The sequence below is a fragment of the Nocardiopsis coralliicola genome (assembly GCF_054779695.1).
The window spans coordinates 88313-100234 of sequence record NZ_BAAGXT010000005.1; the positions used below are offsets into that span (position 1 = coordinate 88313).

The 11922-nt window shown below is 73.8% G+C and carries 7 protein-coding genes; 6 read left to right on the plus strand and 1 reads right to left on the minus strand.

From position 1 onward, the window contains the following. Nucleotides 1–73 precede the first annotated feature (73 nt). From hsaA to ACYVGT_RS06035, 5 genes are all read left to right on the plus strand, one after another. Nucleotides 74–1249: a 3-hydroxy-9,10-secoandrosta-1,3,5(10)-triene-9,17-dione monooxygenase oxygenase subunit gene (gene hsaA / locus ACYVGT_RS06015; protein WP_460855409.1), complete on the plus strand. Its 1176-nt coding sequence runs from the start codon at nucleotides 74–76 to the stop codon at nucleotides 1247–1249. A 2621-nt stretch (nucleotides 1250–3870) separates the two neighbouring features. Further along, nucleotides 3871–4923, plus strand: a complete 1053-nt coding sequence (locus ACYVGT_RS06020) for a 2-keto-3-deoxygluconate permease (RefSeq protein ID WP_460855410.1) — start codon at nucleotides 3871–3873, stop codon at nucleotides 4921–4923. Continuing rightward, nucleotides 4920–6170: a four-carbon acid sugar kinase family protein gene (locus ACYVGT_RS06025; protein WP_460855411.1), complete on the plus strand. Its 1251-nt coding sequence runs from the start codon at nucleotides 4920–4922 to the stop codon at nucleotides 6168–6170. Before ACYVGT_RS06020 ends, ACYVGT_RS06025 begins: the two co-directional genes overlap by 4 nt. Further along, nucleotides 6167–7192: a 4-hydroxythreonine-4-phosphate dehydrogenase PdxA gene (pdxA, locus tag ACYVGT_RS06030; RefSeq protein WP_460855412.1), complete on the plus strand. Its 1026-nt coding sequence runs from the start codon at nucleotides 6167–6169 to the stop codon at nucleotides 7190–7192. Before ACYVGT_RS06025 ends, pdxA begins: the two co-directional genes overlap by 4 nt. A gap of 410 nt (nucleotides 7193–7602) precedes the next feature. Continuing rightward, nucleotides 7603–8523, plus strand: coding sequence for a GntR family transcriptional regulator (locus ACYVGT_RS06035; protein ID WP_460855413.1), 921 nt, complete (start codon nucleotides 7603–7605; stop codon nucleotides 8521–8523). A 254-nt stretch (nucleotides 8524–8777) separates the two neighbouring features. On the opposite strand, the gene ACYVGT_RS06040 is transcribed toward ACYVGT_RS06035, so the two are convergent. Next, nucleotides 8778–10250 (minus strand): NAD-dependent succinate-semialdehyde dehydrogenase, encoded by a 1473-nt coding sequence (locus ACYVGT_RS06040; protein ID WP_460855414.1) that lies wholly within the window; start codon nucleotides 10248–10250, stop codon nucleotides 8778–8780. 333 nt (nucleotides 10251–10583) lie between these two features. Between ACYVGT_RS06040 and ACYVGT_RS06045 the strand changes: the two genes are divergently transcribed. After that, nucleotides 10584–11840, plus strand: a complete 1257-nt coding sequence (locus tag ACYVGT_RS06045; protein ID WP_460855415.1) for an aspartate aminotransferase family protein — start codon at nucleotides 10584–10586, stop codon at nucleotides 11838–11840. Nucleotides 11841–11922 lie beyond the last annotated feature (82 nt).

Here is an 11922-nt window from a genome sequence, read left to right on the forward strand (position 1 = left end):
CTCCGCGCGGCCGCACCGGCGCAGGCACGACCAGCACAGGACACCCCGTCGGCTGAAGGGGAGAGCGGATCCGATGAGCCAGACGACCCAGAGCACCGCCGAGGCGGTGCGGGCGCTGCTGCCGGGCATCGCCGAACGCGCTGCCGCGACCGACTCCGAACGCCGCATCCCCGACACCACCATCGCCGAGCTCATCGGCGCCGGGGTCTTCCGGATGCTCCAGCCCAGCCGGTACGGCGGCCTGGAGGGCGACCCGGTCGAGTTCTTCCGGCTGGTCCGCGAGATCTCCGGCGCCTGCGGATCGACCGGCTGGGTGGCGGCGGTGCTCGGCGTCCACCCGTGGCAGCTGGCGCTCTTCCCCGAGCAGGCCCAGGAGGAGGTGTGGGGCGGCGGGCCGGACGTCCTGCTGTCCTCCTCCTATGCGCCGGTCGGGCGGCTGGTGCCGGTGGAGGGCGGCTACACGCTGTCCGGTCGGTGGAGCTTCTCCTCGGGGTGCGAGTACGCCACCTGGGCGCTGGTGGGCGGGCTCATCGTGGGGGAGCAGGGCCGCCCGGTCGACTTCGTGACGGTGCTGGTGCCGCGCTCCGACTACCGCATCGACGACGTCTGGGACGTGGTGGGGCTGCGCGGAACCGCCAGCAACGACGTCATCGCCGAGGGCGTGTTCGTCCCGGACCACCGGGTCATGCGCAACTACGAGCAGTCGCGGCTGCGCGGCCCCGGGCAGAAGGTGAACCCGGGGCCGCTCTACAAGGTCCCGTTCGCGACGGTGTTCACCTCGGCCGTCGCCGCGCCGGTGATCGGCGCGGTGGCCGGCTGCTACGCGTCCTACATCGACGTGATGCGCGACCGGGTGCGGCTCAGCTTCGGCGGCGGCCGGTTCGCCGAGGACCAGTTCGCACAGGTCGCCGTGGCGCGAGCGGCCTCCGAGGTCGACGCTGCGGTGCTGCAGGCGGACCGGAACGTCGCCGAGGCCTACGCGTGCGCGGTCGAGGGGCGGGAGATCCCGATGGAGCTGCGCCTGCGGGTCCGCCGGGACCAGGTGCGCGGCACCGAGCGGGCGCTCGAAGCGATCGACATCCTCTTCAAGACGGCCGGCGGTACGTCGCTGACCCGCGGCAACCGGATCGAGCGCGCCTGGCGCGACGCCCACGCCGGCTCGGTCCACGTCGCCAACGACGTCGAGCGCGCCCTCGCCATGTACGGCAAGGCCGAGTTCGGCCTGACCGTGGAGGACAACCTGGTCTGACCGCCGGCACCGGCCCTTCGGCACCTCGCTGCGACCGGTCCGGCGGGCTCGGGTGAGGTGCCTGGGGAAGGGGTCGCCGTGCACTGGCGCGGCCGCGAGGCGCAAGGCTTCAGGGCAAGGGCGGCGCTCTGTCCCGGCGCTTCGAGACCCGTGTGCGGCCGCCGGTGCTGCTGATCGTGGGGCGGCCCCAAGGCATGAGAGGCAAGGGCGGCTTCGCCGGCAGTCTTCTCGCTCCGTCTCGGCGCTTCGGGCGCGGTGTGTGGCCAGAGTTTCTGCTGCTCGCGGGGACAGGTCGGTTGGGACCGCAGCTCCCGCTGCTCTGCGGCCGACCGACCGGTGTTCAGTGCGTCGGACAGGCGTAAAAGCGGCAGCGACGGCGAGGCTGGGCAGGGGGCTCGGGCTGGTCGGCCGGGTGGCGGTCTGGTCGCGGAGCGGGGTGGGGGACAAATGCCATGAAACGGACGCCGCAACGGGGCCCCTGCAAATCCGGACCTAGCAGGAGACGCCCTCCCTCGTTGGGCCCTGCACGCAGAGCCCGATTCCGTGCCGCGCTGACCTGCGCAAACATGGAGTCACGCAGCGTTGCCGTGTCCGATTCCCGCGGACCCACCTTTTTCGCCTCCCGATCGGCGAAAAGGTGGCAACCGCGGCGCCGGATTGGCCGCTTCGGGCGATTTGGGACAGCAGTGATCTCGCCACTCCGCGAAATGGAACGCGATGCGCTTTTGCGCATGGGCCCCCAAACCGGACATTCGGGCCCCCCTGGTGACTGACGCCCGGTTTCGACCCTTATGTCGCTACACAGAGTGAAAATTGCCCGGTGAATGAGCCGCGGAACGGTCACACCTCCCGGGTTTTCCGCGCATCCGCCCTCGAAAAGGCGGGAGTCGTGGCGCCGATGGGGTGTTACCCGGGGTTCGCGAACCGCCTGTCCGTAACGGGCCCGCCAGTCGTCGGCTCTGCAGTCCCGCTATTCACACCAGTCACATGCGCTCCTCGCACCCCGCAGTCACCCGGAACCCGGCCGTCTTCGCGCGGAGCCCACCAACCTTTCCCATCTCTGCAGTCACACCAGCCCCGCGGCCCGCCGCCGCCCGGCTGCCGATCCGAGGGCCCGGCCCCGCTGCCGTCGCTGCTTTCCGGCGCACTGATCAGCCGCCACTCGGCTGCCCTCGCGCGGGAGCCCGCGACCGCTTCCTTCACATCACCCTCAATAATCCTTTGCCTCACCATCATGCTGGAATTCCAGATGGCCGTGAGTGGCACTTGCAACAGCACAATAAGGACGGCTTCGCCGGCAGTATTACTAGCTCTGTCCCGCCGATCTAGGGTCGGTGTGTGGTCAGAGTTTCTGCTGTTCGCGGGGCGGGGGCGGCCGGGGCCTCAGGCTCCCGCATCTCGGCGGCCGATCGACCGGTGTTTAGTGCGTCGGACAGGCGTAAAAGCGGCAGCGACGGCGGAGCTGGGAGGGGGCCTGGACTGGTCGGCCGGGTGTCAGGGGTGGTTGCGGGGCGGGAGTGGGGGACGACTGCCAGGAAAACGGACACTGCAACGGGGGTCCTGCAAACCCAGCCCAAGCAAGTGCCGCCCCCTACGGGCCCTGCCTGCAGAGCCGGTTTCACTTCACGCTGACCTGCACAAACTTGGGGTCACGCAGCGTGGCGGTGTCCGATTTCCGCGCATGCACCTTTTCCGCGCCCAGATCGGCGAAAAGGCGCGAGTCGCGGCGTCGGTTTGGACGCTTTGAGCGATTTGAGACGAGAGTGACCTCGCCACTCCACGAAAAGGAACGCGCCGCGCTCTTCCGCGTGGGCCCCCAAGTCGGACACTCGGACTCCCTCGGCGATTGGTGCCCGGTTTGACCTGATATGCCGCGACGCAGAGTGAAAATGGGCCGGTGGTTGGGCTGCGGTATCGTCACGTCGCTCGATTCCGCGCGGATTCGCCGCTGAAAAGGTGGGAGTCGTGGCGCCGATGGGGTGTTACCCGGGGTTCGCGAACCACCCAGCCGCGCCCGGCCCGCCGACCGTCGGCTCTGCAGCCCCGCTATTCACACCAGTCACACCCGCGCCTCACGCTCACCCCGCGACCACCCTGCACCCGGCTACTTGCCCGAGGGCCCGCCCACCGCTACCGTCGCTGCCGCTTTTGCGCTTGGCCGACGCAACGATCATCGGGAAGCCGGCCTCAGGGGTGCGGGAGCCTACGGTCTCGGCCGACCCGTGCGCCCCGGCCTCGCGACCAGGCCGCGCCCGGTCGCCGACCCGAGGCCCTGGCCCCCACCGTCGCCGCCGCTTGCCCGGCGCAACGGACAACCCCCACCCGGCTGTAGCTGAGCGGAAGCCTGCGGCCGAAGCCGGGCGGGAGGTCGGGGCGTTGAGGCAGTCCGGGCGATTTGGGGGATCTTGCCCAGTTCTCTTCGGCCGGCTGCGTCGCCGGGAGCCCCTGCGGCTGCGGGGGTTCCGGCGCGCGCCCGGCGCCGTCCAGGGCGGGCGGCGTGGGTGCGCGCGGGAGATTCTGTGAACGCGCGGCCCACGGGACCAGAATTGTACGTACAATCTGTACGGACAATCGCTGGATCCGAGTGCCGCGCCCCAGTGCTCGGTGTCGAGAGGAGCCCGATGCGCGACGGCGACGGGACCGTGGTCCCGCTGTACAGACTCATGAACAAGGTCCCGGGCGGGGCCATGCTGATCCCGCTCGTGCTGGGCTCGGTCATCGGCACCCTCGCCCCGGCCGCCCTGGACATCGGCAGCTTCACCACCGCGCTGTTCAAGGACAGCGCGATGCCCCTGATCGCGCTGCTGATCTTCGCCACCGGCACCCAGGTCAGCCTCCGCACCGGCGGCCCGGTACTGGCGACCACCGGTGTCGTGCTGCTGACCAAGAGCGTCATCCCCGGCCTGCTGATCATCCTGCTCGGCGCGGTCACCGGGCCCGCCGGCATCCTCGGCGTGTCGGTCCTCGCCCTGCTCGCGGCCATGACCAACGCCAACGGCGGCCTCTGGCTCGCCGTCACCGGCCAGTACGGCCGCGCCCGCGACCGCGGCGCCTACATCGCCGGCGCCATCAACGACGGGCCGTTCTTCACGCTGCTCTTCATCGGCGCTTCCGGCCTCGGCCAGATCCCGATCTGGGCGCTCGTCGCCGCCATCGTGCCCTTCGTGCTCGGTGTCATCGTCGGCAACCTGGACGCCCAGTGGCGCCGCACCCTGGAGCCGGTGCCCTCGATCGTCATCCCGTTCTTCGCTTTCTCGCTGGGCACCGGGATCGACCTCGGCGAGGTCGCCCGCGGCGGGCTCACCGGCATCCTGCTCGGAGTGGCCGTCACCCTCTTCACCGGCGGCCTGACCTACCTCGGCTTCCGCTGGCTGCTGCGCCGCGGCAAGGAGTCCGGAATCGGCTTCGCCGCCGGCACCGCCTCCGGCAACGCGGTCGCCACGCCCGCCGTGGTGGCCGCCGCCGACCCGTCGTTCGCCTCCTACGCGGGCACCGCCACCACGCAGATCGCCGCCAGCGTCCTGGTCACCGCCGTCCTCGCGCCGCTGGTCACCTCCTGGGTGCTCAAGCGGGCCGGCGCCGACCCGGCCGCGGCCGAGCGCGCCGAAGAGGAGCAGGCGGCTGTCCCGTCCGGGACGGTGGAGCAGGCCGGCGCAGGGGAGGAGCAGAAGTGACCCGGGAAGAGCAGACCCCGACCGGCGGGCCCCGCATCGCGCTCATCGCCGACGACCTCACCGGCGCCGGGGACACCGCGGTCCAGTTCCTGCGCGCCGGATGGAGCACCGAGCTCCAACTCGCCCCCGCGCCGTCCGGCGCCGGTGTCCTCGCCGTCACCACCGACGCCCGCGCGCTGCCCGGCGAGGCCGCCCGCGCCGCGACGCAGGCCGCCGCTGAGCGGCTGCGCACCGCCGGCGCCCAGCGCCTCTACGGCAAGATCGACTCCACCCTGCGCGGCCCCATCCGCGCCATGGTGGACGGACTGCTCGCCGCGGCACCCGGCGGCGCCGTCGCCGTCGTCTGCCCGGCGTTCCCCGCCAACGGCCGCACCGTCAGCGACGGCGTGCTCTACGTCGACGGCACCGAGGTCCACCGCACCGCGGTCGGTACCGACCCCGTCACTCCGGTCCGCGAAAGCCGCGTCGCCGAACTGCTCGGCGGCGCCCACGTCCGCCTTCCCGGTGCCGCCACGGGGGATGGCGCCGGGAAGGGCGGGCCGGGAACCGGTGACACCGCCGCAGCCGACGCCGAGCTGCTGCGTGCGGCCGGCCCGGTCGTCACCGTCGACGCGGAGAGCGAGGCCGACTTGGAGCGGGTCGCTGCGGCCGTGGCCCGGCTCGGCGCGCAGGGCGTCCCGGTGGGCGCCGCCGGGCTGGCTTCCGCTATGGCCGGCGCCTGGGCAGCAGAGGACGCCGACGGCCCCGCCCTGGTCATTGTCACCTCGCTGCACCAGGCCGCCCGCGCGCAGGTGGCCGCGCTGGCCGATGCCGACGCTGCGGCGGTCGAGCAGCCAACACCGGGCGACTTCGCCGACGACGAGGCCTGGCGGGCCTGGAGCGACGGCGTCCTCGCCCGCTTCGACCGCGGCCGCGCGTTCACCGCCGTCGTCGCACCGGACGACCGTGCCGGCGGCCTCGACCCCGCCGCGGTCGCCCGCCGGCTCGGCGCGCTCGCCGCGGACCTGTCCGAGCGCGGCGTCGCCGGCTACGTGGTGACCGGCGGCGACGGCGCCCGCGCGGTGGCCGACGCGCTCGGCGCGCGCGGCATCGCGCTGGCCGGCGAGGTGGCGCCCGGCGTCCCCGTCGGCACTCTGTCCGGGGGCGCCCGCCACGGCACCCCGATCGTCACCAAGGCCGGCGGCTTCGGTTCCGCCGGCGTGCTGCTGGAGGCCGCCGCGGCGGTCCGAACGAGGAGGAGCGCATGAGCCGCCCCACGCTGGCCGTCACCCTGGGAGACGTGGCGGGCATCGGCCCAGAGATCACGGCCAAAGCGCTGCTGCACCACCCGGAGGTGCGCGAGATCGCCCGCCCGGTCGTGGTCGGCGACGCCGATGCGCTGCGCGCCGCCGTCACCGCGGTGGGCGGCGACCCGGCCGCCGTCAACCCGATCGCGGCGCCGGACGACGCCGCCGACGATCCCGCCGTGATCGACATCGTGCAGGCCGGCCCGTCGCTGGCGCACGTGCCCACCGGTGAGCTCAGCGCCGACGCCGGCGACGGTGCCGCGCGGTTCGTGATGGCCGCCTGCGACCTGGCCCGGCGCGGACTGGTCGACGGGATCGTCACGCCGCCGCTGAACAAGGCCGCAATGCACTTGGGCGGCCACCCCTGGCCCGGCCACACCGAGCTGCTCGCGCACGAGTTCGGGGTGGAGAACTTCAGCCTGGTGCTGTCTGCCGGCGACCTGTCGTTCTTCCACCTCACGACGCACGTGTCGCTGACCGAGGCGATCCGCTCGGTCACCCCGGAGCGCACCGACGCGGTGCTGGACCTGATGGGCGCGTTCGCCCGCGCCCAGGGCACGCCGGACGAGCCGATCGGCGTCGCCGGGCTCAACCCGCACGCCGGCGAGAACCGGCTCTTCGGCGATGAGGACGCCGACGTGCTCGCGCCCGCAGTCGAGCGCGCCCGCGCCAAGGGCATCAACGCGCACGGACCGCTGCCGGCCGACGCACTGATCCCCGCCGCAGTGCAGGGCAAGTGGAAGCTGGTCGCGGTCTGCTACCACGACCAGGGCCACGCGCCGTTCAAGGCGGTCTACGGCGACGACGGCGTGAACATCACCGTCGGCCTGCCCGTCGTCCGCGTCTCGGTCGACCACGGCACCGCGTTCGACATCGCCGGCAAGGGCATCGCCCGCGAGGCCAGCCTCGTGCTGGCGCTGCGCCGCGCCGCCGAACTCGCCCCGGGCTGGGACCACGTCTGGCGCACCGCCAACGGCAGCTGACCCGCAGCCGGCCGCCGCCCCCGACGGCGGGCCCGCGCACCTCCGGCGCGGTGCGCGGGCCCGCTGACCAGCAGAAGGGCACTCTCGCCGGGACGGGTCCGACGGGCGCCGCGCAGAGGTGCTGCCGCGCCAGACGCAGCCCGGCGGGGTCCGTTGCGCCGCGGTCCGGCGCCGGCCCACCGGCTTCGCCCGAGCCGGGCGCCCGCGCTCGCGCCAGCGCAGCCCCTGCCCGCAGCCGGGGTGTGCTGCACCGCGGGCGCGGGGGGCCGGGCCGGTGATCCGTTCCCGCGCGGCCGGATCGGCGGGCCGCGCGGGAACTGAGCGCGGTGCTGCTGCGGGCCCGGCGCGCACGGCACCGCAGGTGTGCCGCCGCCCGACCTCTCCCCAGCTCCCGCACCTAGAATCTCCGCATGCCCGTCGACCGCACCGACCCGCAACCGCTGCACGCCCAAGTCGCCGCGGCGCTGCGCGCCGAGATCCGGGACCGCCTCATCGCCCCCGGCGACACCCTGCCCAGCGAGGCGGCGCTGCGCGAGCGGTTCGGCGTCTCCCGCAGTGTCGTCCGCCAGGCGCTGGCCACCCTGGAAGAGGACGGCACGGTCCGCCGCGAGCGGGGCCGCGCGCCGGTCGCCGCCGTGCCCACCGAGCACAGCCGGCTCGTCCAGCGGGTGACCGGGCTCTACGACCAGTTCTCCGGCAGCGGCCTCGCGCTGTCCACCCGCGTGCTGGCGCTCGAACCCGCGCGGACCGGTCCGCTGGAGGCACTGCGCCACCTCGGCACCTCGCGCACGCTGCGACTGGAGCGGCTGCGCTCGGTCGGCGGCGCGCCGCTCTCCTACGTGCGGACCTGGCTGGTCGAAGCGCGCTTCCCCGGACTGGCCGCGGACCTGCTCACCGACGCCTCACTGCACCGGCTGATGGAGGCGCGGTTCGGCGCCGTGCCCACCAACGGGCGCCGCCAGATCCGCGCCGTCCCAGCCGACCCCGCCATCGCCGAGGCGCTCGGAGTCGAGGCCGGCGCCCCGCTGCTGCTGCTCGAAGGCGGCACCTACGACCAGGACGGCACGGCGCTGGAGTGGTTCGAGAGCTGGCACCGCTCCGACCGGGTCGTGTTCGACATCGACGCGGAGCCGGGCGGCGGGCGGGTGAGCATGGCGCCGCAGCCGTCCCTGCTGCCGGCACCGGACCCGGCCGGCCCGGAAGGCCCGGCAGGCGCGGCCGGAGGCGGCGCCCCCGACACCGCCGACCCGCTGGCCCGCTCCCGTGCCCTCGCGGCCGAACTCCAGGCAGAACTCGCCCGGGTGGCGGCGCTGGGCGGACCCGGCGGCTGAGCCGCGGCTCCGCCGGACCCGCGCCAGCGGCTTCCGGCAGCACCGCCCACGGCCGGCCGCGCCACGCAGCGTCCCGGTCCGGACCGGTAGCGCCGGAACGCCGGCAGCCCGCCGAGTGCCCGGCCCGTATCCGTCTCGGCGCCCCCGGTGACCGCGGCGCAGCGCAGCCCTTTGGGTCGCACCGCGGCACAGTGGGCCCCCGGCAGCCGGGTGAGCGGCCGCCGGGGGCCCGGTCGGAGTCGGCAGGTGTCCTCCTAGTCGACGCCCCCGATGCCGATGTACTTGATCTCCAGGAACTCGTCGATGCCGACGGTGCCGCCCTCGCGGCCCAGGCCGGACTGCTTCACGCCGCCGAACGGGGCGGCCGGGTTGGACACCACACCCTGGTTGAGTCCGACCATGCCGGTCTCCAGCGCCTCGCTGACCCGGAAGGCCCGGCCGAAGTCGGTGGTGTAGACGTAGCTGACCAGTCCGTACTCGGTGTCGTTGGCCTTGGCGATGCCGTCTTCCTCGGTGCGGAACGGGATCACCGGGGCGACCGGGCCGAAGATCTCGGTGGACGACAGGTCGCTGTCCGGGTGGACATCGGCCAGCACCGTCGGCGAGTAGAAGTGGCCGCCGGTGTCCGCCTCCGCGCCGCCGGTGAGGACCCGCGCGCCGCGCTGCACCGCGTCGTCGACCAGGCGGCGCACCTTCGCCAGCGCCTTGCCGTCGATCAGCGGCCCGACCTGCACGCCGTCCTCGGTGCCGCGGCCCACGGTGAGTGCGCCCATCCGCTCGCTGAGCCGGCGGGAGAACTCCTCGGCCACGCCCTCCTGCACGTAGATCCGGTTGGCCGCGGTGCACGCCTCGCCGATGTTGCGCATCTTCGCCTGCATGGCGCCCTCGACCGCCGCGTCCAGGTCGGCGTCCTCGAAGACCAGGAACGGCGCGTTGCCGCCCAGCTCCATCGAGGTGCGCAGCACCTGCTCGGCGCTCTGCTCCAGCAGCTTCTTGCCGACCGCGGTGGAGCCGGTGAAGGACACCTTGCGGATCCGGCCGTCGCGCAGCAGCGGCTCGGTGACGCCGCCGGGGTCGGTGGTGGGGAGCACGCTGAGGACGCCGTCGGGCAGCCCCGCCTCGCGGAGCACCGCCGCGAGGGCGAGCGCGCTGAGTGGCGTCTGCTGGGCCGGCTTGAGCACCATCGTGCACCCGGCGGCGACGGCCGGGCCGATCTTGCGGGTGCCCATCGCCAGGGGGAAGTTCCACGGGGTGATCAGCATGCAGGGGCCGACCGGCTGGCGCATCACCAGGAAGCGCGCCTTGCCGTCCGGCGACGTCGAGAACCCGCCGTCGATCCGGACGGCCTCCTCGGCGAACCAGCGGAAGAACTCGGCGGCGTAGGCGACCTCGCCGCGCGCCTCCGCCAGGGGCTTGCCCATTTCGAGGGTCATCAGCAGCGCCAGCTCCTCCTGGCGCTCCATCATCAGGCCGTGGGCGCGGCGCAGGATCTCGCCCCGCTCCCGCGGTGCGGTCTTCGCCCACTCCGGCTGGACCTCCACGGCCGCCTCCAGCGCGGCGAACGCGTCCGCCTCCTGCGCGTTGGCGACCTCGCACAGCACGTTTCCGGTGGCCGGGTCCTCGACCGGGAACGTCCCTCCCGCCGCGGCGTCGCGGCGGTGCCCGCCGACGAACAGCCGCTTGTCCACCTGATCGACGACCTTTGCCTCGCCGCTCGAATCGGACATGGCTCCTCCGCTCTCGACCTGGCCGCTCCGGCCCGCGGCGGTGCCGGGGCCGTCGGCTGCTCTCCTCGGCTGCAGCGCTCAGCTGCAGCCGTTCCCACCCGGTCCCCGGCCGTAACGGCGCACCGCGGAGTGCGGGGGGACCTGCGGCGCCGTCCTGAGGGTGCTCGTGTTGGCGGAGCGCGCGGCGGGGTAGGCCCACCGCGAACACCGGCGCCGGTCTGGACACCGCTCCAGGCGGATGATTCCATAGCGCCGTCGATTGTCAACAATCCTACGGATCTCGGACCCGCGCCCCCGGCGCGGATCCGTGCCCAGAAGGAGGGGTCCACCAGCATGGCCGCCGAGCTGTCCCCGGTCCTCAAGCAGGCCACCCCGGTCGTCGCCGCGCGCGGCGAGGGCGTCCACCTCTACGACGAGGACGGCCGCCGCTACCTCGACTTCACCGCCGGAATCGGCGTCACGAGCACCGGCCACTGCCACCCGCGGGTCGTGGAGGCCGCGCAGAAGCAGGTCGGCACCCTCATCCACGGCCAGTACACGACGGTCATGCACCGGCCCCTGCTGGAGCTCACCGAGCGCCTGGGCGCCGTGCTGCCCGAAGGCCTGGACCGGCTCTTCTACGTGAACTCCGGCTCCGAGGCCGTCGAGGCGTCCCTGCGCCTGGCCCGGCAGGCCACCGGCCGGCAGAACGCGATCGTGTTCCAGGGCTCCTTCCACGGCCGGACGATGGGCGCGGCGTCGCTCACCACCTCCGGCATCAAGATCCGCGCGGGTATCGGGCCGCTCGTTCCCGGCGTCGCGGTCTCGCCGTTCCCCTACGCCTACCGGCTGGGCATGTCCGAAGAGCAGGCCGTCGAGTACGCGCTCGCCGAGCTCGACTACCTCTTCGCCACGGTCACCGCGCCGAAGGACACCGCGGCGTTCTTCATCGAGCCGGTGCTGGGCGAGGGCGGCTACGTGCCGGTGCCCGACGCGTTCCTGGCCGGGCTGCGGGAGCGCGCCGACCGGCACGGCATTCTGCTCGTCGCCGACGAGGTGCAGACCGGGTTCGGCCGCACCGGCCGGTTCTGGGGCCTGGACCACTCCGGCGTCCGCCCCGACATCGTGATCACCGCGAAGGGGCTGGCCAGCGGCTTCCCGCTGTCGGCGATCGCGGCGCCGGCCGCGATCATGGACAAGGCGTGGCCGGGCTCGCAGGGCGGCACCTACGGCGGCAACGCGGTCTCCTGCGCCGCGGCGCTGGCGACACTCGATGTCATCCAGGACGAGAACCTCGTCGACAACGCCGCCCGGATGGGGGAGCGGCTCGCCGCCGGGCTGCGCAAGGCCGCCGAGGCCCACGAGCGCGCCGCTGACGTGCGCGGCCGCGGCCTGATGCTGGCCACCGAGTTCACCGCTCCGGACGGCACGCCGGACGGCGAGACGGCGGTCCGCGCGCACAAGGCGGCGGTCGACCACGGCCTGCTGCTGCTCACCTGCGGCCCGCACAACAACGTCGTCCGGATGATCCCGCCGCTCGTCGTCGACGGCGACCAGGTCGACGCGGCCATCACGGCGTGGTCCGCCGCACTGGAGGACGCCGGAGCCTGACCGCCCGGCCGGGCGGCTTCCGGGTGCGGAGGCCGCCCGCCGGTCCGCCCCGCGGCCGCCCCCGCGAGACGTGAACCGCCGC

Coding starts and splice junctions, on each gene's coding strand:
- hsaA (WP_460855409.1), top strand. CDS start 74: ATGAGCCAGACGACCCAGAGCACCGCCGAGGCGGTGCGGGCGCTGCTG.
- ACYVGT_RS06020 (WP_460855410.1), top strand. CDS start 3,871: ATGCGCGACGGCGACGGGACCGTGGTCCCGCTGTACAGACTCATGAAC.
- pdxA (WP_460855412.1), top strand. CDS start 6,167: ATGAGCCGCCCCACGCTGGCCGTCACCCTGGGAGACGTGGCGGGCATC.
- ACYVGT_RS06035 (WP_460855413.1), top strand. CDS start 7,603: ATGCCCGTCGACCGCACCGACCCGCAACCGCTGCACGCCCAAGTCGCC.
- ACYVGT_RS06040 (WP_460855414.1), bottom strand. CDS start 10,250: ATGTCCGATTCGAGCGGCGAGGCAAAGGTCGTCGATCAGGTGGACAAG.
- ACYVGT_RS06045 (WP_460855415.1), top strand. CDS start 10,584: ATGGCCGCCGAGCTGTCCCCGGTCCTCAAGCAGGCCACCCCGGTCGTC.